The organism is Sporosarcina quadrami, assembly GCF_014836615.1.
Classification (GTDB): domain Bacteria; phylum Bacillota; class Bacilli; order Bacillales_A; family Planococcaceae; genus Sporosarcina; species Sporosarcina quadrami.
The window spans coordinates 12,954-34,478 of the sequence record NZ_JACSQN010000025.1 but is presented as its reverse complement, the minus strand read 5'-3'; the positions used below and the strand labels follow the sequence as shown (position 1 = coordinate 34,478).

23 protein-coding genes are annotated in these 21,525 nt (G+C 43.1%); 9 read left to right on the top strand and 14 right to left on the bottom strand.

The genetic code is table 11. The annotated features are described in order from the left end of the window. The first annotated feature begins 331 nt into the window (after positions 1-331). The 3 genes from H9649_RS16840 (at position 332) to H9649_RS16830 (ending at position 1,792) form a co-directional block, all read left to right on the top strand. The gene (locus H9649_RS16840; protein ID WP_191696067.1) at positions 332-694 is read left to right on the top strand and encodes a hypothetical protein; all 363 of its coding nucleotides are present in this window, start codon (positions 332-334) and stop codon (positions 692-694) included. Positions 695-925: 231 nt separating this feature from the next. Next, positions 926-1,411: a hypothetical protein gene (locus tag H9649_RS16835; RefSeq protein ID WP_191696066.1), complete on the top strand. Its 486-nt coding sequence runs from the start codon at positions 926-928 to the stop codon at positions 1,409-1,411. Positions 1,412-1,528: 117 nt separating this feature from the next. Next, positions 1,529-1,792 carry a hypothetical protein gene (locus H9649_RS16830; RefSeq protein ID WP_191696065.1) on the top strand — a complete coding sequence of 88 codons (264 nt, stop codon included), beginning with the start codon at positions 1,529-1,531 and terminating at the stop codon, positions 1,790-1,792. A gap of 281 nt (positions 1,793-2,073) precedes the next feature. Here H9649_RS16830 and H9649_RS16825 read toward each other — a convergent pair whose 3' ends face one another. The 11 genes from H9649_RS16825 to H9649_RS16775 form a co-directional block, all read right to left on the bottom strand. Continuing rightward, the gene (locus tag H9649_RS16825) at positions 2,074-3,168 is read right to left on the bottom strand and encodes a LolA family protein (RefSeq protein ID WP_191696064.1); all 1,095 of its coding nucleotides are present in this window, start codon (positions 3,166-3,168) and stop codon (positions 2,074-2,076) included. Further along, on the bottom strand, positions 3,165-4,622 hold the full coding sequence (locus H9649_RS16820; RefSeq protein WP_191696063.1) for a HAMP domain-containing sensor histidine kinase: 1,458 nt from the start codon (positions 4,620-4,622) through the stop codon (positions 3,165-3,167). Before H9649_RS16820 ends, H9649_RS16825 begins: the two co-directional genes overlap by 4 nt. Then, positions 4,619-5,320, bottom strand: a complete 702-nt coding sequence (locus tag H9649_RS16815) for a response regulator transcription factor (RefSeq protein ID WP_191696062.1) — start codon at positions 5,318-5,320, stop codon at positions 4,619-4,621. Before H9649_RS16815 ends, H9649_RS16820 begins: the two co-directional genes overlap by 4 nt. A 184-nt stretch (positions 5,321-5,504) precedes the next feature. Then, positions 5,505-6,080, bottom strand: a complete 576-nt coding sequence (locus H9649_RS16810; RefSeq protein WP_191696061.1) for an exonuclease domain-containing protein — start codon at positions 6,078-6,080, stop codon at positions 5,505-5,507. A gap of 160 nt (positions 6,081-6,240) precedes the next feature. Then, positions 6,241-6,630 (bottom strand): hypothetical protein, encoded by a 390-nt coding sequence (locus H9649_RS16805; protein ID WP_191696060.1) that lies wholly within the window; start codon positions 6,628-6,630, stop codon positions 6,241-6,243. After that, positions 6,623-7,576: an anti sigma factor C-terminal domain-containing protein gene (locus H9649_RS16800; protein ID WP_191696059.1), complete on the bottom strand. Its 954-nt coding sequence runs from the start codon at positions 7,574-7,576 to the stop codon at positions 6,623-6,625. The genes H9649_RS16805 and H9649_RS16800 overlap by 8 nt, the downstream gene beginning before the upstream one ends. Next, complete coding sequence (locus tag H9649_RS16795; RefSeq protein ID WP_191696058.1) at positions 7,560-8,075, bottom strand: RNA polymerase sigma factor; 516 nt, start codon at positions 8,073-8,075, stop codon at positions 7,560-7,562. The genes H9649_RS16800 and H9649_RS16795 overlap by 17 nt, the downstream gene beginning before the upstream one ends. 152 nt (positions 8,076-8,227) lie before the next feature. After that, the gene (locus H9649_RS16790) at positions 8,228-8,653 is read right to left on the bottom strand and encodes a YugN family protein (protein ID WP_191696057.1); all 426 of its coding nucleotides are present in this window, start codon (positions 8,651-8,653) and stop codon (positions 8,228-8,230) included. Positions 8,654-8,765: 112 nt separating this feature from the next. Then, on the bottom strand, positions 8,766-10,202 hold the full coding sequence (locus H9649_RS16785; protein ID WP_191696056.1) for a vWA domain-containing protein: 1,437 nt from the start codon (positions 10,200-10,202) through the stop codon (positions 8,766-8,768). Positions 10,203-10,217: 15 nt separating this feature from the next. Then, complete coding sequence (locus H9649_RS16780; protein ID WP_191696055.1) at positions 10,218-11,402, bottom strand: AAA family ATPase; 1,185 nt, start codon at positions 11,400-11,402, stop codon at positions 10,218-10,220. A 311-nt stretch (positions 11,403-11,713) separates the two neighbouring features. After that, the gene (locus H9649_RS16775) at positions 11,714-12,280 is read right to left on the bottom strand and encodes a DUF4256 domain-containing protein (RefSeq protein ID WP_191696054.1); all 567 of its coding nucleotides are present in this window, start codon (positions 12,278-12,280) and stop codon (positions 11,714-11,716) included. Positions 12,281-12,423: 143 nt separating this feature from the next. On the opposite strand from H9649_RS16775, the gene H9649_RS16770 reads away from it, so the two are divergent. Together H9649_RS16770 and H9649_RS16765 are read left to right on the top strand one after the other, a co-directional pair. Continuing rightward, positions 12,424-13,272 carry a pyridoxamine kinase gene (locus tag H9649_RS16770; RefSeq protein WP_191696053.1) on the top strand — a complete coding sequence of 283 codons (849 nt, stop codon included), beginning with the start codon at positions 12,424-12,426 and terminating at the stop codon, positions 13,270-13,272. 185 nt (positions 13,273-13,457) lie between these two features. Then, positions 13,458-14,216 carry an AAA family ATPase gene (locus H9649_RS16765; protein ID WP_191696052.1) on the top strand — a complete coding sequence of 253 codons (759 nt, stop codon included), beginning with the start codon at positions 13,458-13,460 and terminating at the stop codon, positions 14,214-14,216. A gap of 107 nt (positions 14,217-14,323) precedes the next feature. On the opposite strand, the gene H9649_RS16760 is transcribed toward H9649_RS16765, so the two are convergent. Further along, on the bottom strand, positions 14,324-15,187 hold the full coding sequence (locus H9649_RS16760) for an MBL fold metallo-hydrolase (protein WP_191696051.1): 864 nt from the start codon (positions 15,185-15,187) through the stop codon (positions 14,324-14,326). Positions 15,188-15,423: 236 nt separating this feature from the next. Here H9649_RS16760 and H9649_RS16755 point away from each other — a divergent pair, with 236 nt between their 5' ends. The 4 genes from H9649_RS16755 (at position 15,424) to H9649_RS16740 (ending at position 19,322) form a co-directional block, all read left to right on the top strand. Beyond that, the gene (locus tag H9649_RS16755) at positions 15,424-17,097 is read left to right on the top strand and encodes a ribonuclease J (RefSeq protein WP_191696050.1); all 1,674 of its coding nucleotides are present in this window, start codon (positions 15,424-15,426) and stop codon (positions 17,095-17,097) included. A 61-nt stretch (positions 17,098-17,158) separates the two neighbouring features. After that, a complete protein-coding gene (locus H9649_RS16750) occupies positions 17,159-17,782 on the top strand; it encodes a DUF421 domain-containing protein (RefSeq protein ID WP_191696049.1) in 624 nt (207 codons plus the stop codon). Positions 17,783-18,073: 291 nt separating this feature from the next. Beyond that, a complete protein-coding gene (locus H9649_RS16745) occupies positions 18,074-18,499 on the top strand; it encodes an SRPBCC family protein (protein ID WP_191696048.1) in 426 nt (141 codons plus the stop codon). Between the two features lie 10 nt (positions 18,500-18,509). Then, a complete protein-coding gene (locus H9649_RS16740) occupies positions 18,510-19,322 on the top strand; it encodes a serine hydrolase (RefSeq protein ID WP_191696047.1) in 813 nt (270 codons plus the stop codon). 296 nt (positions 19,323-19,618) lie between these two features. Here the strand turns inward: H9649_RS16740 and H9649_RS16735 are convergent, their stop codons facing one another. Continuing rightward, the gene (locus H9649_RS16735; RefSeq protein WP_191696046.1) at positions 19,619-20,647 is read right to left on the bottom strand and encodes a serine hydrolase domain-containing protein; all 1,029 of its coding nucleotides are present in this window, start codon (positions 20,645-20,647) and stop codon (positions 19,619-19,621) included. A gap of 274 nt (positions 20,648-20,921) precedes the next feature. Then, on the bottom strand, positions 20,922-21,518 hold the full coding sequence (locus H9649_RS16730) for an NADPH-dependent FMN reductase (protein ID WP_191696045.1): 597 nt from the start codon (positions 21,516-21,518) through the stop codon (positions 20,922-20,924). Between the last annotated feature and the right edge of the window lie 7 nt (positions 21,519-21,525).

Below are 21,525 nucleotides of genomic sequence, written 5' to 3'. Positions count from 1 at the left end.
GACAACCGCATCATACCAAGAGGGCTTTTTCAATTCAATAGGGCCCGACTTTCCATACAGGAATGCTCCAGCGGGAAAGACCCCGCAACGAAGCGTAGCGTAGTGAGCAGACTGAAGCCGTGCCCGCGGAACGCGTCCGCCTGGAACGGAAATCAACGGGTTGTACCCTGTTCCTTTATCAAGACACACTTATGGTATTAGGGTTGTGCTGTTAAAAGGGCCATTATCTTGAAACCCGTTAGAAAAGAGAAGTTGAAATGTTCTTCATCTATTCATTGCTAGGATTTTTATGGTTTTTTCCTATATTTATAAAAAAACAGGAGTGATTTAGATGATTACAAGCTATTTCTATAACAAAGTGGATGATACAGTGAAGGATTTCCCATCCTATGATGCACGTGAAGCTTATATTTCAAACCTTCCTGTAGTTGAAGGTTACAGATTTAATACAGAGGTGTTTGATGATTATCTAGAGAAGGAATCTACTGTTTTCTACAATGTATTTGCTGAGGATAACGAGGGGTATTCATTGGGTTTTGTAACAACACTCGGGATAAAGCAAACAGAGACGGGAATAATCGCTACTTTTGGCAATTTTGAAAGTTTACCTAAGTGGGTAAACACTCGGCATTTCTATTCCAACTTGAATGACTGCTTGAAAGAGTACATAAAAGAAGTTATGCAATACGATTAAAACTTTTGTTAAATCACTTGAAGTAGAACATAAACCTAAACCGCCATTTTATAATTGGCTTGATGAAAGAGCGATAGCTCCCTACTCTATGAGCCTATAATCATCCTTGACAGCAAGCTGCCGAATGGTAGAAACTTATTCTTTTAAGTTAGAGGGCAGTGCTATTAGAATCATGAAATTATAAAATAAGCAAACGTCCAAATTGAAAAAAAGTTGAAGAGAGTGAATGACATGAAATATAGATCATACGATGCACACACGGCATTAAATATGGGTTGCACAAGCGAGGAAGAATTAATCAGGTTGGAAGAGGAAGAGTCGGAAAATGCAATGGCATACAGAAATGAATATAAGATGTTGGTAAACCGACTGCCAAAACCAGTTTTTGATCGTTTCAGTGGCTGGGGTTTTCACGATTACGAACTTGTTAAAGTTGAATTTCAACATACAAACTTGCTGCATACCAATATTGTCTTAACCTTGTCTGGAAGCGATAAATGGAAATTGAGTTTTATAGATACTTCGCTGTTCCAATTCAGACATCTTAATTATCACAATGAAAAATCTGTGTTAAGTCGTGAATTGGACAATTGGTTATTCGAAGAGTTTTTGCCGATTGATGATGGGATGCTTTCTTTTGAAGTGATCTTCTCATCTGGCGGTAGCATGTTGATACATTTCCCAGATGGGTCGGTTTCAATCGAAAAAGTAAAGTGACTTGGGGCGATTGCTTGGAACTACACTTTTAGTTGATTGGAGTGCAAGCCTTCAACTCCGGGAGGATTAGCGAAAGCCGTAACTAAGAACGGCTTTTGCGAGACAAAACGTTAGCTTTTGAAAGAATTGGACAAACAAATCCGTGAAATCGAGAGTGAAATGGCAAAAGGAAATATGGGCAAAAAAGAGGATTCCACTGAAGAAAAGGATACGGCCATCGACAGTGAACGACCATCAAGTACAATGGATCAAATGATTCAAAGTAGAATATCCCTTCAACACGCCAAGTCGATCGCACAATCAAAACGTGGACTTGAGCGGGAGGAAAGGACTTTGAAAAGCGAGATTAAATTGGACGCGAGCCGAGGGGTGCATATTTAAACTAAGGCAGAACGCCTTTTCGCAGTTGAAGAACGTATGACAAAATTACACACACAACTTGCCGAACAACTTCAACCGGGTAATTCTGCCGAAGGTGTTGAATCTGAGGAATCTGAGGAACATGAAGAGAAGTTAGTGGCGACGTAACTAGGAATGAGGAGTAGACTGCATTTTGAATGCCTACAGAAGAAAGTTCCCAGCAACCTTCCCTCCTTTTATCAATCCATCAAAACAAAGGGACTGAACCATTATGGCCACAGTCCCTTCCTTTTTATTCATCTTCATTCCACCGAGTCCATCGCTTTTAGATAACCTAGCATTTCATCAAATTCCATCGTCGGATTTGTTGAATAGACGCTGTATACTAATCCGTCTTCTATCCAATTCAACAAACGGAAGTCACCACTCTCCATCTTCGTTCCTTCAACCCCGCGAATCGTGATCGCTTCTGCTGTGCCTGTTGCACCGAAGTCCTCTACATTCGACAAGTCTTTAAACACACCTACTGAAAATAGCGGAATATCTTCATTATCAACATAATCGAAAGAAAACTCCGGACGTTCTTCCATGCCTTCCATGACCGTCAACGCCGATAGCTTCACATCATCCGTTTCAGTGATCATATGGAACGTACCCAGTTCAGCTTTCACGTCTTCCAGTGTCACCTCTGACGGCATCATGCTCTCTTCATCGATCACTTCCACTTCTACCCCTTCAGGGATTTCAAGGACAAAAATGCTTTCTTCAAAGACTGGATCATAGTCGATTTTCGTGTATTCCTGTGTCATGACAAGCTGTGAACTATGGGAAATGGACTTGAGTACCATCCATGTTTCTTTATCCACCCAGATTTCCTGGTCTCCCACCAATGTCTTATCCTTTTTCGCCTTGGCAACAATATGGAACGTATCTCTTCCTGCAATTTTCTCGCTGTCGGCAGTCGACAACTCATGTGAATCCTTGACGAGTTCGAGCATTTTCTTCGCCTGTTGTTGAGGTGTTTGTGCATTGATCAATTTCATATCTTCTTCAGATATCGGCATAATCATCGCGGTATTGTTCGCTTTATCATACATCGTCATCGTTACTCCGTCATTGACTGCCACTATTTCTTCAGTACCGTCTTCTGACGTCATTTCAATTCGGCGTTTTCCATTTTTTCCCGTCCATTGCTTGGTGTACATATTGCCTGCATCATCATTCATCGCCATCGTATACTCCCCGTAGAAAGCGATGGGTTCATCTGCACCTTTTAGTGCCTCGTTCACGACTTCTTGAGGTGAATAACTTGTGTCTCCCGCATTGCACGCAGCTAATCCGACTGCAAATATGAGCAGAAAACTGACTGCTATTAGTGGTTTTATCCATTTCATCATTTGAATTTTTCCCCTTTCATTTCCGGCAACCAACAGATGACCGCTGTTCCGATACCCAGTTCAGCTACCATCCGCACGTCGCCTCCGTGCTTCTCCATGATCTGTTTTGTAATACTTAAGCCAAGCCCAGTGCCTCGTTCTCCCGCTTTCGTTCGCGCGGGGTCCGCTTGGAATAAAGGATCGAATACGTCTCTGATTTCATCATCCGTCAAGCCCTGCCCTTCGTTTTGGACAATCAAATACATACCACTCTCACGGTTCAGTGCTTCAATGACGAATGGATAGCACCATTCGGGTGGATTTCCTGCATCGACAGCAGCAAGTTCGATTGGTCTGCCTGGATCTGTGTGCGTAATCGCATTCGTCATCAAATTATCAACGACTCGCATCAGTTGTTTGGAACTGACTGTATAGTCCCCCGTAACGTTACTGACGACACGAAGCTCAATCGCTTTTTCCGCACAAAGCATGTCATAACCGGAGACAAGCATTTCGAAGAACTCACCACCTTCCACACTCACGTAGCTCATGTCATAGTTGCTTGATTGCAATAACGTATACATGAGCAGGTCATCCAACATTTGCCGCATATAACTTGATTTATCCATAATGACCGTGCGGTACTCTTCTTGTTCGGAGTCTGTCAACTTGCCCGTTTGCAACGCTTCCGCATAAGCCCGGATCGATGTAAGCGGCGTCTTCAAATCATGCGATATGCTAGCAATCATCGCCTCTTTAGCCTGTTGTTCCTCCGCCAGTTGTCTATTTGCCGCGGTCAAGTCAATCCGCATCTTGTCAAAACTCTTCGCCAACTCCCCGATTTCATCATGTCGTGAAAGAATCGGTTGAACCTCTTTCCCTTGTGCGAATGAATCCATCTGTCCCATAAGCTGTTGAAGTGGACTATTCAATTTCCGGTTAACGAGTAGCGTTACACCGACAAATAACGCGATGAAAAATAACGCGAAAGCAACAATAACTAGCCACGTCCTTTTTTCAACACCCGCTACCCATTGATCCCTGGCGAGTTGGACTTCATACACACCAACCATTTCGTTGTCTGCAAAAACCGGTTCCTTATAAGTAAACGCCCCAAACTTCTGGCTCATTTCATAAAAACCATCATACAATTGCTCTCTCCCTACGAAGGACATCGCTGTATGCTTAATCGGATTAGACGCATAGACGACAAATCCGATTTCCGTATAAAGTGTCACCGATAACTGGTCGTTTTCAAGTTGACTCACAGTAGACCAATCCGCTTTTGGTCGATATAATTCAGGATTCTCCAGTACTTCTTTCAACGCATTTAGTTCCGTCCAATTCCCCATATACTCAGCCACACGCTGGTCTTGATGATAGGCATTAATCCATGCAAACAGTCCATATGCAGCACTTATTGGCAATAGCATGACGACCAAATAAGATACCAACAACCATGTTTTAATTTTCATAACCGCTCACCGATAAACCGATACCCTTTTCCCCATACTGTCTGGATGAACTGCGGCGTCTTCACGGGGTCGTTCAGCTTTTCACGCAGTTCTTTCACATGCACAGTGACCGTATGTGTATCCCCAAGACCGGCTTGTTGCCATACATGCTGATATAACTCACTTTTCGTGAATACCTGTTCAGGATTTTCAGCCAGCAGCTTCAGCAGTTCAAACTCTTTATTCGTCAGTTGTACGTATTGATCATCTACAGACACCCGTTCTTTCTTCCAATCCACTATCAATCCGCCCGCATACTGCGTGTCGCCGCCTATTTCCTCTTGACCTATATAACGCCGCCATCTTCTTAACTGGGAGGCAACCCGGGCTTTCAGTTCCGTGAGGCTGAATGGCTTAGCAAGATAATCGTCCGCACCGATGCCGAGACCTTCCACTTTGTCCGCATCCTCTTTTCGCGCACTGATCATAATGATTGGAACATCACTTTTCCACCGGATATTTTGGCAAAGCGTAATCCCGTCCATTTCAGGCAACATCCAATCGACAAGCACAAGATCGTACTGCCCCTGCTGGAAATCCTCCCATCCTTCCAGTCCCGTCGTCGCCCATGTCACGCCGTATCCTTCCTGCCGCAATGTATCTTGAATGACGCGCGCAATTTCAGCATCATCTTCCACAAGCAAAAGTTGTTCACCCATCGCCCTACCTCCTGACTATAATTTATCATCAAATTTTCTAGAATCTCGTAACTTTATAAAAGCTTTATAGTTTATCCTACCATTGTTATTGCGAATAAAAAACGATCCGCGAAACCTGAAGACGGTTCGCGGATCGTTATATTCTAACTTACTATATCCAAGCGGACATTTCCTTCCAGTAATGTCATACCCGGGATTTCACCGGCTTCTTCATCGGATTCTTGCTCATCAGATACGAAAGATACGTACCGTTCGCTTCAAGATCCGGATGTGGATGATTCAGTAGCTTCGCCAAATTAACGGCATCATCCAGCGCCCTATGTGCATTCTCGACATCGATACGGTGTGCTTTCAACAATTGTTGCAGCTTGCCGTTTACAAAGCCATAATTCTTCCATTTGATTTGTCGCACGGAACAATACCAGTCCATGTCAAGCGTATCAGGCATAAGGCGGCTAACAAAACCCCTGTCGAATGAAGCGTTATGGGCTACGATGCCATCCGCCTGTTCCAAGATGGAGTAGATCTTATCAAGATCAAGCGTCTTCCCGCGCACCATTTGATCATTGATGCCTGTGAGATTCGTAATGATTGGAGGAATCGTGAAAAAGGGCTCCTGGAATTCACAATACTCTTCCGCAACTCTTATAATCTTGTTGTCTTCCATCTCCCCGAGCATGACGCCAAGTTCAATCACTTCACTCATTTCCGCACTCATCCCGTTCGTTTCCACATCTATGAACGCTATCTTTTTGCTCATTAGAGAACACCTCCACATCTTTCTAGTATAGCAGTGTGACTAGGGAGGGAATAGCAACTCGATGGACTGAGATGAAACACAAAAGCGCGGGCACTTCAGACAATATGGCCTGAGGTACTCGCGCAATGCGATTCATGTTTTCCGCTTTTTTATCCATCGGTTACGATTGCTTGTGCATAACTGGTTTAGCTTTTGTGGATGTAATGATATAGATAAGTAAAACGATGTTAATGACAATGACGATACCTGTTATAAGTAATACATTCATATTGAATGTCACTAATACGATATACAAACAGATTGCTTCCGCAACGGATGCCACAAGTGCGTAGAAAAACCCGCGCGCATAATTGCGATTGATAGCGAGAAATAGTGCTGCAATGCTCCCATTTGCTAAAATAACGATTAAGGCTGCTACTGCGTAATCGATTGAAAAAATACTCGTCCCCTCCGATGTACCAAATAACGTAAATGATGCAAGTAAAAATGCAGGGATGTTAATGGCAACTGCAGCAAGCACAAAACTTACCCATTGAATTGTTTTATTCATTTTCCATCTCTCCTTTTCCGATCACTGGATGGACGATTGCTCCGACACTTGTGGCGCGTACCATCGGATCATTCCGCAAGTTGCGGAGCGCTTCCTTATCTCCAATAACAACGGCGCCAATCACATTCTTCGTGGTTTCATCGAGTGTCCTTGTTTCATGCATGGCAGCTTGAATCGATGCAATCTCTTGTTTATAGCGTCCTCCGCGGTCTTTGCCGATCTCAAGGACATCCATGAAGTGCTCAATGGGATCCATGATTTCTTTACCCGTTTCATCAATCAGCGGATAGCCGATCACTTCATTTTCCGTTAAAATCATTTCAAATGCTTCTTCCTCTTCGATTACGGGAAACGCATCCACCCATACCCACTGAAGATCGAGTCCCTCGGGCAGCATCCGCCTGACGGAATCTAATGAGTATGCATCATTAAAAGATACACCCATCTCAATGATGGTATTGTCAAGCATGGCATCCATTCCGAATAAATCATTCGGCACGTCCGAGCTAGCTGTTTGCGGATGGATGAATTGCATCATTTTATTGCCGTAATAGTCATAAGCCTGCAAGGGGTCTGCCGATACATGCACTTCCACAGGACTTGAATCATTCGTCACGTCCCCGCGATAGACAGGTTGCCCTTGCACCAGTTTATAGCGAGGTGCTTTGGCACTGCTGCCTATGAGGCGAATTGATTCATCCCATAGACCGACGAAGGTGTTGGCACCATGCACTTCGTAATAAAACTCTTGCGCGATGATTTCCCTGTCAAGCAGCCAAGGGGTCAACTGCAATTTGATGAGCACGACGAGTGTCAAGATAAGCACAGAAACAAGTCCACTGATCCACGTCATGCGCCACGTACTTTTCCGCTTCGCAGACGTGATTAGATCTTTTTCTTTATGGTCGAAATTGAATAATTGATCCATATCATGATTGTCTTTCAATACACTCACTCCACTCCTGTTTAAACTTTTGACGCGACCGGTACAACGTTGTCCGGATCGTATCGACTTTTATATCCAACAATCCACTCATCTCTTCATAGGACAAGCCCATTTCGTATTTCAGGACAAGCAGATTGGATTGCGTCGGATTCAATCGATTGAGTACCGCTTCAATTTCCTTTTTCTGTTCGTATTGAAGCAAAACATGTTCACCATCTTCACGCGTTCGTCCCATATTCTCTAAAAAACTCTCATCAATCTGTACATGTGGATACCGCTGTTGTTTTCGACACAGGTCGTAATAGTTATTGATAGATACCTTGAACAGCCACGCAGAAGGGTTGTCTACGGTCAAATGAATCATATGTTCAACAGCTTTGGAGAACGTATTTTGGATAATATCCTCTGCGTCCTCTTTTGGACATCCTATTTTCATCAAATACTTGCCGATCACAAGGGATTTCGCCCTGTACAAGTCGGCAATGGTTGGAATTTGCAAGCGGCCACCTACTTTTTGTTGTTAACATACATAAGACGTGGAAGTTTTAAAAAAGTATACATGGTTTATAAATCTTTTTGGTAAATCAATAAAAAAAGACCGGACACCCACTGAACTGGTTAGCTCAATGGTTGTTCGGTCTATATTCTTTATTAATAAGGAGCAATGAAGATCCCGCTTTCTGAAAATCGGGAAACCACTTCCTCGGCGTCATCCACCCACATTTGACTGTTGGGAATCGGCGCATCAGGATCATCAGGCGTCTGGAACTGGTCCAGTCCAACAGCAGCGAGAACAGGACTTTCTTCATCATCGAGCCCAATATTCATAATATGGTTGATGATGAACGGCGTACCGAATTCAATCATCGCACTATCCTCGTCCAGCATGCCATCGACAACGACAAACGGCATCCGTAAGTACATCTTGTCCTCATCTTCCGCTTTAAGCACCATATCGAAATGTCCTTGATGGAAATCCCAGCCACCACCGAGCTGCAGCCCATGCTCTCCAAGTATTTCTCTACAATCTCCATATAACGCTTTCTTTCCTGGCATTGTTGTTTTTATCTCAATCATGTAAAACCCTCTTTTCTATTATTTTTTTAATAAATATTGGTAATTTTAACGGTATTGCATAAATACCCCGAACCTATGCCTGACAAACGGCTGATGTGCGTTTCGCACAGACTCAGATTTCAAAAGCGGTATAACTGCCTTGTTCATCGAAATCAGTGACATGGAAAACACGATCCGAAAACTTTTCAGCTACTTCGGTGTCATTGCCCATTACGAGCGTCAACACTTGAAAGTCCTTCTCTTTTTTGCGTTCGTGGAATTCTTCGACAAATGTATCACTAATATCATCTTCTCCATCCGTCACAAAAATCAGATCCGCATTGGAAAAAGCATCTTCTTCAATGACGTGCAGCGCCTCTTCAAGTGCAAGTGCATAATCTGTGCCGCCACCTAGATACGTTTGGGCGAGACGTGCCAATTCCACAGAGGTAATCTTACCTTTTTCGAACGTAAACCGTTTAATGGTCGTGGAGAATAACACGACTGTCAGATCCCGGCTCTGTTTTTTGGCAATGGACAATAACGCTAAAATAAACCCTTTCGCCTGATTGTCGAGTTCACTCATACTGCCTGATTGGTCAAAACAAAATAGAATTGAACCTTTGCCCGCATCCGCTCGTTTTTTCTGATCGTATTGCATCGTCTCTCCTTCTGCATACTTGCGGAGAAACTCAATCTTCGCGACAGGATGGGTATACAAACCGAGTTCGGCGGGTAACAGCCTTTCCAGATCCGTCCCCGTCATGACACCTCTTCTTTCAGGTGCTTCCATATATTCTTTGTGCTTCTTTTCATTCGCAATCTGTTTGAACCTGCCTGCCCATTCCGCAATACTCTGCATTTGTGGGTCTGATACTAATTGATCGGCAAGGGCCATCTTTTCCCGGAGAGGCACTCTTTTCAAGTCTGCGTCCCCTTTTCCAGTACTTGTCCCGCCCATCAAAGAGATGAGGCCATCTTTTACGTGAATCGTTTCGTCCATCGCTTCAGACATTATATTGGCAAATCGGTCCCGATTCGTTTCAAGGGCCATTTCCAGTTCTTTGGCTAGCTCACGGGATGTCTGATCAAGTTCTCTCGCAGCCTCGTCATTACCAACCACGTCTTCCATATCCTCTATGAAGTATTCATTTTGCAATGTCTGCATCGTTTCTAGCTGCTTCTCCAGATGTTCATCCCCTGCAATCACTTCCGCAAGCCACGCATCAATTTTACTCGCAAGGATTGTGGTACAGATCGCTGAAGTCAGGTCGTCCAGTTTCGTATATGTTCGGAAACGGACATATTGCTTTTCGTTCATGAAAGCTTTCATGAACGTCTGATTGACCTTCATCGTTTCACCAAGTTCCTGTTTGACGATGTAAGGTTTCATTTTATAGAGAGAAGCCCATAGATCCCTAAGCAATGATTCAATGGCTGGGACACCAGATACTTCCCTCAAACGCTGTAGCTCTTCGGACAGCTCGAAGATCTCCTGAAAACGTCGTTTGTCAAATGCATCGGTATTCAGGACGGAGCGCTCGTCCTTGATGATTTTACTTCGTCTCATACCGATTCTCCTCCCTTACATCCGGAAATAGACACCATCCGGATCATCCTTCTCTGTCCGCGCTTCTGCAACGGCACCTGGATAGTCCGCCTCAAGCCTGCTGTTTTCAATCTCTTTATGCAACGTTGTGAGACGGTTTGTCAGCTCGATGATTTCCGTCGTATGATCCGGCTCGCTTTCCTTCATGCTTTGCAAGTCCGCCATGAGCGCTTTCAGTTTTTGCATCGCTTCCATGCCCGCTTCCATCGATTGATCACGCACTGCAATGTCATAAATTTCTTCTGCTTCCTTCTCAACACTTGCCAACGACTGGGTAGACGGGCCGGTTGCATAGCGCCGTATGACGTTGCATACGGTCTCCTTCTGCTCAAGTGTCTCCCACAGAGCGTTTTCCAGGATGGCTAAATCCTGTAAGCCGACGGAGTCACGCTGATCGAGGAACGCCTTCGCTTTCAACACACCGAGCGACTGTTTGAATCGCCGGTCTGAAGGTTGAATCCCTTCATCGGACAATTCCCTACGGATCACTGACAATGCTTGGTAAATGTCAGGTGGAACTGTCACGTTCTTTGTGAATTCCTGTAATTCCTTCAGCTCATTTAATGTCAATGACGGCATGACTTCAAACTGTTCCTCTTCTTTCATCATGGCGAGGAAATTCCCTTCGTCGCCGATGTAATTAATCTCATAGCGCAACAGAAATCTATCGAACAACGCTTCCAGTCCTTCACCGTCTTCCGGATACTCATTGGATGCTCCGATGACAGAAATGAGCGGCGCAGGGGTTGGTGCCCCGTCATTATAGAAGAGCCTTTCATTGATTAACGTAAGCAAACTGTTTAAAATGGCTGAGTTCGCCTTAAAGATCTCATCTAGAAAGACGATATCGGCTTCAGGCATTTTCGAGGCTGTATTCCGTTTATAAACACCCGCTTCCAAATCCCTTAATGACAACGGACCGAACACTTCTTCAGGCGTACTGAACGGCGTCAGCAACCACTGGAAATACTCCGTCCCATGCACAATCTTCGACAGCTCCGTTGACAACGCCGATTTCGCCGTTCCCGCCGGCCCGATCATGAGCATATGCTGCCTTGCAAGCAGGGCGATCAGAATCCCTTCCACTTCGTCCTCGCGCTCATAGAATTTCGCGTTAAGTGCCTGTTGTATGTCTTGGAGCTTTTGCTGGTTTGGATTCATAGTGCCACAACCTTTCAATGTAATAAAACATGTTAAGTCTTCTTCATTTCGTCAAATGTTCTGTCGAAGGATAGAAATGCATTTTTAATAACCCGTCAAACGTTCACTCCATCAATCTATCTTCTATCTTAGTAGTTTCCTATTCTTCTTTTGTACCCGTATTAACTTCTTTTCACTCTCTTTAAATGAAATATTTGTTCATCAACATTATACAAAGATTATACAACTTGTTCGTTTTCTCATAAAAAAACTCCTCCATATAAAATCATGGAAGAGTAATTTGTATGCTTTATATATTTTTGGCAACCATTTTAAACTTTAAGTATCCCTCGGAAACCCCTTGCCGCATAATACGAATCTGCTCCGTTATGATAAACGAACACTGTCGCATATCGATAATCACAAAACAATGCGCCACCCAGCTGACGGATTGCATTTGGTGTGCTGATCCAACTGGACGTTTTTTTATCGACCGCTTCAATTTGTTGCAATGACCGGTACTGTTCTTCGTCCAATAACTCAATGCCCATCTCCGCCGCCATCCCCATTGCGCTGTGTGCCGGCTTATTTTTCTTCCGCGCTTCCAACGCTTCCGGATCATAACAGACACTTCTGCGGCCCGAGGGACTTTCCGGTGAACAGTCACAGAAAATGTATGTATCTGTTTCTTCATCCAACCCGATGACATCAGGCTCTCCACCTGTCTGCTCCATTTCGTTCAAAGACCAAAGCTTGTCAGATTGCGTTTCAAGTTTGGATCGGACATCGGACCAATCAAGACCTTCGTGGCGGTGCATATTGTTTTCAAAGCGTTCTTTTAAGAGATTGAGTAGTTCTATTCGTTGATCTTCCGTGATTTCTTTATGTGTATTTGACATTTGATGACCTCCTTCAGATATTTCTCTTAAGTATACCGCGAAGTACCTTTTAATATCATGTTAAAAAACGATTGAATCCATTCCTCCTAAAATCCCCCTATGGTATTATTAAATCAATTGACTATATATCAACGGAGGAACTTATGAAAAAAGTCGCTGTCATCCAAGATCTATCCTCATTCGGCAAATGCTCACTCACCGCCGCCATACCCGTCCTGTCTGTCATGGGCATCCAGGCCTGTCCTTTGCCGACAGCAATCCTGACGGCACAGACGGAATTTCCAAGCTACCACTGCGAGGACCTGACGGCAAACATTCCCGTTTTCGAAACGGAATGGCGCAAATTGCAGGCCACATTTGACGGCATCCATACAGGCTATATCACCGGCACAGAACAGATCGCACATATTATGCATTTTCTCGATGCCTTCTATAAAGAGGATACGATTTTGCTCGTCGACCCTGTCATGGGCAATACACATGGTGCTTTTACGAATTTTAATGAAGATTTTCTTGCGCATATGAAGCAACTCGTCAAGCAGGCAGACATCATCACACCTAATTTGACTGAATACTGCCTACTAACGGGTTTATCATACAAATCCCTTATGCAATGCACGAACGAAAGTGATTTCCTGCAAACAATCGCTGAAGCCAGTGAACAGCTTGAGATGAAAAAAGAGGCTCATATTTTAATTACAAGCATCCATTCACCTTTCGCCACGAACGACGGCCGGGACATCGGCAATATGTACATCCATCAAGGGCAAACGTCATATAGTACCGTCCCGTTCAACGGCAGAAGCTACTCCGGTACAGGCGACTTATTTGCCTCCGTCATCATAGGTAGCATCATGCGCGGAGAGTCAATTCCAGCATCAATCAAACTCGCCGAAGCCTTCTTACAAGCAGCCATCGAAGATACGCATGCCGCAGGAACACCATCCGTTGAAGGTGTCCACTTCGAAAACCATTTGAAATTACTATTGTAAAATTATGTCGGTACCTGTGCAAAGCACATTTATGACTATTCATAAAAGACTATAAAGATGCAAAATAATTCAACACACAAGCCAATACAACAAGCTTCTCACTATTTTTTTATGCAATTGTAGTTCATAGTCAGAATCGTTCGGCGCACAGGTACCTAAAAATTTCGCAGTAGGAGTGATTCGCATTGTCTCTATTAACAACAGACTCACAATTTATTAGGGCTGTGCGACTGAAGCGGGAACGTGTCCAACATGATCAATTCCCCTTCACACTGCCTTTCATCAAAAATATGGACGAACTGATCTTACATCCGAATGTCACGTATATCATCGGGGAAAATGGAATGGGCAAATCGACCCTGCTTGAAGGGATTGCCATTGCGTACGGTTTTAATCCGGAAGGCGGGTCGATGAACTTCAACTTCTCCAGTTACGATTCACATTCAGAACTCGATGACCATCTGCGTCTCATAAAGGGAACAGAACGTGCGAGAGATCACTTTTTCTTCAGAGCGGAGACGTTCTACAATGTAGCGACGACGATCGAACAACTGGATGCAGAACCGAAAGCAGGCCCGAAAATAATTGACTCATTCGGCGGTCAATCCCTTCACGAACAATCACACGGCGAATCGTTTTTCGCCGCTTTTAGGGACCGTTTCAGGGGCAACGGCCTTTATATTCTTGATGAACCAGAAGCCGCCCTCTCCCCGCTTCGCCAAATGTCCCTGCTCGCACGCATCGACCAGCTCGCCAAAGACGGCTCACAGTTTATCATCTCCACTCACTCCCCAATCGTCATGGCACATCCGAACTCAAAAATCATCCAGATCACCGAAGATGGGATGCATGAGATGACATTAGAAGAGACGGAGCATTACGCGATTATGGAACAGTTCTTCGAGAACCGGGAAAGAATGTTGCACCATCTATTTGAGGAATAAAGAGGACATTCTTCGTAAGTTCATTGAAGTTAAATAGAAAAACCGGCTCGAAAAGTCTTCGCTTAGACCTTTCCAGTCGGTTTTTCCATTAATAAACCTTTCCGCAATTATGACTTTCCATCTTGCTCGTCGATATAACGCCCATATGCAGGCAAAGCAATTTCGTCAAAGTCTTGCACTAACCGCTCCAAGCTCTCACCAAGCAACTCACCTTCCATCGGTAGCCCATGGCCAGTCAGCGCGACTGACGGTTTCAGACCTTCAAGTATCTTGACAGATTCGTAAGCGGCTCCCCAATCTGTCGTCAAATAACGTGGTGGCCCACTGATTTCCTGTTGTTGCGTCAACACTTTGTACAAATACTCCTGCTTGACCGTGACAAAGGCATCCCCGACAATCAAAGCCCGATCCTCATCCCTAAACAGCGATACATGACCTGGCGAATGGCCTGGTGTATGGATCCAACGGAAACCAGGCAGAAAAGGGACCGACCCATCGTCCGGAAGCGCTTTTATATGATTGCCCAAATCCACTGGATCCGTAGGGAAATAAGAGGACATCTTAGCAACAAGACCGCCTTCAACACCCGTATCCGGATCTGGATAACTAGAAATACCAGTCAAATAGGGAATTTCCAAGGCGTGTGCATAAACAGGTATCCCCCACTTCTTCACTAAGTCGACGACTGCCCCGACATGATCGAAATGGCCATGCGTTAAAACGATCGCCCTCGGACGACACCCCATACCAAACCGTTTCTCAGCAACCGCAATAATCTTATCCGCCGAATAGGGCATCCCAGTATCGACCAACACAAAATCTTTCATTTCCGGGTAGCCTACAAAAACGATATTAACGATTTGTACGGTATGGATGTACAAATCAGCCGCCACCTCAATTCCTTTACCACTCTCCATAGAAGTGACAGGAATATATTTATAATCGTCTCCATGCGATAGTTGTTTTTCCATTAACAACACCTCTTTCATATACTGACGTTCCACCCATAAGTATCAGCAGCCATAACGGCTCCCATACGCCAGCCCCGATTTCACTTTTTTAAAATGCACTAAGCATTTTGTGGATTAAACATATTTAAATCCGAAAGTATTTATTCTTCTTTCCAAATTACATAATTCATAACATGATGGGGCAACTTTAGGAATATCTAACTCCTCGAAAATTACTTTATGGGAGGATACGTCTTTTGAGCATTTTAAATAGCACATTATCCATTTTCGCTTTAGGTGGAATAAATGAAATCGGAAAGAATATGTATGTACTCCAATATGAAGAAGATATCGTCATCATCGACTGTGGAGCTAAATTCCCAGATGAAAACTTGTTGGGTGTGGATTTAATTATTCAAGATATTTCCTACTTACAAAAAAACAAAGATAAAATCCGTGCCTTAGTTGTCACACATGGACATGAAGACCATATCGGCGGTATTCCCTACTTGCTGAAACAGCTAAGCATTCCCGTTTATGCAACTAAACTGACCATCGGTTTGATCCAATTGAAATTGAAAGAACACGGACTTCTACGTGCCACAGAACTTATGATGATTAATGAGGATTCCAAAGTCGATTTAGGTACGATAAACATGACATTCTTTAATGTCAATCACAGTATTCCCGACTGTCTAGGAATTGCGCTTCACACACAAGAAGGAACCGTAGTACATACAGGCGACTTTAAGTTTGATTTGACGCCTATAAACGAAAAGTATCCCGATTTGCATAAAATGGCTGAAATCGGAAACCGTGGTGTGCTACTTTTATTATCAGAAAGCACTAATGCTGAACGTCCGGGTTTCACACTTTCAGAACGTATTGTTGGAGAACATATTGAAGATGCATTTCACAAGGCCAACCAGAAAATATTCATTTCTACATTTGCTTCAAACGTATATCGCGTTCAGCAAATCATTCATGCTGCTCACAAAACAAATCGTAAAATAGCATTGCTCGGAAGAAGTATGGTGAACGTTGTAAACGTTGCAGCTGAACTAGGATATTTATCAATACCTGATGGCACTTTAATAGAGGCAACCGAGGTTAATCGGATGGCACCTGAGGAAGTTGTTATTATTTGTACAGGCAGTCAAGGTGAGCCAATGGCGGCATTATCACGTTTATCCACATCAAGCTTTCGTCAAGTAACTGTAATGGCTGGAGATACCGTCATTCTTGCATCCAGCCCGATTCCAGGTAACGAAAAAAGCGTATCTCGCATCATAGATAACCTATTCCAATTAGGCGCTAATGTTATTTATGGATCAGGTAATACAACTGGCATGCATGTATCTGGACATGCTTTTCAGGAAGAATTAAAACTTATGCTTACATTAATGAAGCCCAAATATTTCATTCCCATACATGGCGAATTCAGGATGCTTCAACAACATCGAATATTAGCCGAATCGGTCGGCGTGAAAAGGGATAACATTTTCATTATTAACAATGGTGATGTTGTAGATATTAACAATGCTGTTGCTAGTCAAACAAGGCGGATACAAGCAGGTGAAGTTTTTGTAGATGGACTTGGTGTTGGAGACGTCGGGAAGATTGTATTACGTGATCGAAAATTACTTTCTGAAGAAGGGATGCTCATTGTTGTGATTTCCCTTGGTAAAGCGGACGGCAAAATCATTTCTAATCCAGATATAATTTCACGTGGATTCGTGTATGAACGTGCTGCAGAAGATTTATTGAAGGAAGTCAATCAGCTAGTAATTTCGATTATCAACAATTCTCAACAGTCGAATGGAAATAGACGAAACGACTTGAAACACAATCTAAAAAAGGCAATTGAGAAACTTTTGTATACCCAAACAAAGAGAAGACCGATGATTCTCCCTTTCATAATTGAAATATGATACACGACATCAAGAGTCTTCTTCGCACTAAAAAAGCCCTCAAAGAAGGGAAGTGATTATAATGGATTTAAATCTAATATGGAAATCAATTCTGATCATTATTTTCGGTATTTTATTAATCCGATTATCCGGAAGAAGATCCATTTCTCAAATGACAATTTCTCAAACGGTTATAATGATTTCCATCGGAACGCTACTCATACAACCAGTAAGCGAGAAAAGCATATGGATCACCTTTTTAATCGCTTCTGTACTCGTAGCAACTTTGTTACTAATTGAATACATTCAAATGAAGTGGGACTTATCAGAGACCATATTTACCGGCCGTTCAAAAGTAGTCATAGAAAATGGAACATTAAATGAAAAAAACTTACGGAAATTACGCATGTCAGTGGACAAACTAGAAATGCGTCTAAGACAAAATGGAATTAAAAGCATCGAAGATCTTGAATGGGCAACTATTGAACCTAGCGGCCAATTAGGTTACTCGCTAACTGACAAAAAGAACTTTGCGACGAAGGGAGATATAGAAGAAATCCAAAAAATGCTTACCTACATCGCATCGCACTTAACCAATGGAATGCCTGAACAAAAATTGGCCAATGCATCAAAAAAGCACGACTCCAATATTTTCTCAGAAATAGAGAAAGGACACTCCCCACTACACCCAAAACACCTAGAATAAATACGGTGCTAAATACGGTGCCTGGCACTCAAACAATCACGTTAAACGGAATAAACTTGATTGTTTTAACTTTCACGTTTGAATGAGTGACTGGCACCAAAAGAGAAGCTACACAAAAGTCCAATGACTTAATGTGAAGCTTCTTTTAGTGTATCAGAAACATTCGTTAATCCAGACAGCATGGATGATTTTTTATAAAAGGACTTTGGCTCATTGTGTCGAATAAGTGATGATGATAGGATTATCCCAAAACGGTGATTCCACCTACATGACAGAAAGGAACTACCTACAATGAATACTGATATTACAACAAAAATGATGATTCTCAAACCTGCAAGGGACGTGTTCGAGGCGATTGTCGATCCACAGAAAATGGGCGGCTATTGGTTTTCTTCAGGTACAGCTAGAGTCGAACAAGACAAAAACATTACGTGGAAGTATGAGGAATATGGTGCCGAAGGGAATATCCATGTAAAAGAGGTTGAGGAAAACAAGAAAATTGTTTTCGATTGGGGAGAAACAACGGTGACGATGACATTCTTTGATGAAGATGAAAGTACGATTATTCAAGTGACTGAATCGGGATTGAAGGAAGATGACCCTGACCTCGTCGCTAAAATGCTCGGTCAAAAAGAAGGTTGGGTGTATATGCTAACCTGTTTGAAAGGATATATCGAAAACGGTATTACGACGTTGAGAGCTTCATTGGTTCATTAAGGGGGATAATATGCAGACTTTGCAGACGAAGATAGAAGAGCGTTTAAAAGATGCTAAGGGAACTTGGTCGGTTGTGGTGGAAGATGTGAATAAAGGAAAATCATTTTCGTTGAATGGAAATGAATCCTATTATGCAGCTAGTATCATCAAAGTTTCAATCATGGCGGCAGTGTTTGCGGCAGCGGAAGAAGGAAGCATTCGATTAGGGGATTTTTTGCAGTTGCGAAAGGACGATATCGTCGGCGGTTCGGGTGTTCTGCAGTTCATGTCACCCGGTATTGAATTGCCGATTAATGATTTGGTGACGTTAATGATTATCCAAAGCGATAATACCGCGACGAATATGTTGATAGATTTGATTGGAATGGAAAAGATTCAAGCATTCATGAACGGATTAGGAATGGAAAGAAGCGAAATTCATCATAAATTGATGATTGTCCAAGCGAATCGTGCTAACAGCAATAAAATAACGGCAGTTGATATGACAACTTTATTGACTCAGATTGCTCAGGGGCAGTGCGTTTCCCTGCACGCTTCTGAACAGATGGTACGCATTATGAAACAACAACAACTTTCGAATGGCTTGATCGACAACTTGCCTGCAATCGAATCTCCCATCGTCGGCGCCATTCCTAAGTGGGAGCTTGCTGGGAAAACAGGAACAGTTGAAGGGATCATGCATGAGTGTGCGTTGCTGTATGTAAATCGTCAATGCATGGCCGTTACCGTTCTGTCCAAAGATTGCTCAGAAGACGAGGCTCGTCAGATGATTGCCCAAATCGGCAGCGACGTGTATATGTATGCCCGCGGCAACTGCAAATAAAAACGGATGCTCATATCATCATCACAGGCATCCACTCGCCATATGCTCAAAAAGATGCACAAGTTATTTGAAATATGTACATACATCGTGAAACAACCATGTATAGTGTTGTGCTGTTCAATGGAAGTAGTACGAGTCTTGCGGGAACACCACCGGTTGAAGGAGTTAATTTCGAGAAGCATTTGAGATTGTTGTTATAAAATAACGCACAATACACCAAGATGCCATACCAATATTGAATTGGTTGGCATCTTGGTGCTTAATCAGTATTATATTTTAATCAGCATCAAATATCATCAAACGGCTAATACCTTCTTGATCTCTTTCATCATCTCGTAGGCACCTTCAGTTTCATTGGAACAAACAACAATCGTCGTCCCATCTTGCGGTAGATGCACAGCGCGGAAATTTACCCCCGGGTCATAACCCATCTGAATATACTGCACGGCATCATGATGATCATCCACTTCCATATAACCGCAATATCCATAGAAGATCTGCTCTTCTGCATCCACTTCGACGCGAGGTTTCACGAGCATCTCTGTCATGTTTTTCGAGAGCAACCGGTTTCCGGTCAAGGCCTTCCAGAACTTCGCCATGTCTTCGACAGTCGTATAAGCTCCGCCATCGGGCCCGCCTTTCGCCGGGAGAGAAAAAATATTCGTCTTCCACTTGCCATCTTTCTGCTCAACATAACCGAGTGCAACCCGCTCCGGCAAACTATCCACTTCGAAATATCCTGAATCCAGCATGCCGGCTTTTCGGAAAACATGCTCCTCTACATAGTCAGTGAAACTACATCCGGCCATATGCTCGACAATGAGTCCGAGCAAAATATATCCCGAATTATTGTATTGAAAAGAACCACCGGGCTCCGCCTGCATCGTATCATCTTGAAACAACGGCAAGAAATCTTTAGGTTCCCGAACTCCATAAACGGGTCGCGATACCCACAGTTCCTCATAATCTTCCATCGTTTCCTCATCGAAATAATCAGGCACACCAGACGTATGTGTCAACAAATGTTGGACAGTGATATCCTCGCTGAAGTGAGGAAACCTGATGTTTGTACAGTCTTTCAACTTCGAGTCAAAAGACAACTTCCTTTCCTCAACCAACTTGCATATAGCGACTGCCGTGAATATCTTGCAGCCTGAGGCTATCGAAAATCGTGTATCTACCTGATTCGCCAGTTTATCAGACCTATTTGCATACCCGTAGCTACCCATTAAAATGTCGTTTCCTTTTTGACCATAGAATGCTCCTGAAAACGAATACTCCTGCTGCTTCTCTTCTAAATAAGCTAATTTCTTATTTGTATTCATGACGATTCCTCCTGGATTCCATTTCAATTTTCATGCTGCTTTAATAAAACGGAATCCGATTAGGTTGTTCATACCATATAACGAATCATATTTGTTCCCTCCCCAACATGTCGACGTTACCGCAATTGTATAGAAGAGATTGATATAATTCAACTGCATTCCGAATATTTGATGTTTTTTTTGCCAGGCACACAAAAAAAGTAGTACAAACCGGACTCTCGGTTTGTACTACTATTAGTATATTTGCTTTTCTAGCTAATTCACATCCATAAAATTACTTGCGGATTGTATTTAATGCAGTTGTCCAAGGGATAACTTGGTCTAACATTTGGTTTACAGAAGCTGCTTGCACGTCAGCTGGTTTGAATACTGTACCGTTTTCGAAGTCAGTAAATAGGGATAATGCTGGATGTACGCGAACATCCGCAACTAATAGCTCTCCTAAAATCCCACGTAAATGTTCTGTTGCACGAGCTCCACCGACAGAACCGTAAGATACGATACCTGCAGCTTTATTGCCCCACTCTTCACGTAAGTAATCTAGAGCATTCTTAAGGGCACCTGTGATAGAATGATTGTATTCTTGAACGATAAATACGAAACCGTCCTGTTTTGCAATGATTTCTGACCATGCAGCTGCACCGGATGCGTCGCCGCCAGCTTCACCTAAAAGCGGCAATTTGTAATCAGCAATGTCAATAATCGTGTAATTAGCGTCTCCACGCTTATCTGCTAATTCTTTTACCCATGCCCCTACTTGTGGACTTACGCGTCCTTCACGTGTTGATCCTAAAATTATACCTATATTTGATTTTGACATTGTTTTTTCCTCCTCTTGTTTTGTTCCAAATAATTTATCAAAAAAACCCATTTTTTTA

Excerpts from the sequence above, each read along its gene's own strand:
- H9649_RS16810 (WP_191696061.1), bottom strand. The coding sequence starts at position 6,080 with ATGAGCAAAAAGATAGCGTTCATAGATGTGGAAACGAACGGGATGAGT.
- H9649_RS16750 (WP_191696049.1), top strand. The coding sequence starts at position 17,159 with ATGGATTTAAATCTAATATGGAAATCAATTCTGATCATTATTTTCGGT.
- H9649_RS16785 (WP_191696056.1), bottom strand. The coding sequence starts at position 10,202 with ATGAGACGAAGTAAAATCATCAAGGACGAGCGCTCCGTCCTGAATACC.
- H9649_RS16825 (WP_191696064.1), bottom strand. The coding sequence starts at position 3,168 with ATGATGAAATGGATAAAACCACTAATAGCAGTCAGTTTTCTGCTCATA.
- H9649_RS16790 (WP_191696057.1), bottom strand. The coding sequence starts at position 8,653 with ATGATTGAGATAAAAACAACAATGCCAGGAAAGAAAGCGTTATATGGA.
- H9649_RS16770 (WP_191696053.1), top strand. The coding sequence starts at position 12,424 with ATGAAAAAAGTCGCTGTCATCCAAGATCTATCCTCATTCGGCAAATGC.
- H9649_RS16835 (WP_191696066.1), top strand. The coding sequence starts at position 926 with ATGAAATATAGATCATACGATGCACACACGGCATTAAATATGGGTTGC.
- H9649_RS16780 (WP_191696055.1), bottom strand. The coding sequence starts at position 11,402 with ATGAATCCAAACCAGCAAAAGCTCCAAGACATACAACAGGCACTTAAC.
- H9649_RS16745 (WP_191696048.1), top strand. The coding sequence starts at position 18,074 with ATGAATACTGATATTACAACAAAAATGATGATTCTCAAACCTGCAAGG.
- H9649_RS16820 (WP_191696063.1), bottom strand. The coding sequence starts at position 4,622 with ATGAAAATTAAAACATGGTTGTTGGTATCTTATTTGGTCGTCATGCTA.
- H9649_RS16805 (WP_191696060.1), bottom strand. The coding sequence starts at position 6,630 with ATGAATAAAACAATTCAATGGGTAAGTTTTGTGCTTGCTGCAGTTGCC.
- H9649_RS16730 (WP_191696045.1), bottom strand. The coding sequence starts at position 21,518 with ATGGGTTTTTTTGATAAATTATTTGGAACAAAACAAGAGGAGGAAAAA.
- H9649_RS16840 (WP_191696067.1), top strand. The coding sequence starts at position 332 with ATGATTACAAGCTATTTCTATAACAAAGTGGATGATACAGTGAAGGAT.
- H9649_RS16815 (WP_191696062.1), bottom strand. The coding sequence starts at position 5,320 with ATGGGTGAACAACTTTTGCTTGTGGAAGATGATGCTGAAATTGCGCGC.
- H9649_RS16740 (WP_191696047.1), top strand. The coding sequence starts at position 18,510 with ATGCAGACTTTGCAGACGAAGATAGAAGAGCGTTTAAAAGATGCTAAG.
- H9649_RS16775 (WP_191696054.1), bottom strand. The coding sequence starts at position 12,280 with ATGTCAAATACACATAAAGAAATCACGGAAGATCAACGAATAGAACTA.
- H9649_RS16760 (WP_191696051.1), bottom strand. The coding sequence starts at position 15,187 with ATGGAAAAACAACTATCGCATGGAGACGATTATAAATATATTCCTGTC.
- H9649_RS16735 (WP_191696046.1), bottom strand. The coding sequence starts at position 20,647 with ATGAATACAAATAAGAAATTAGCTTATTTAGAAGAGAAGCAGCAGGAG.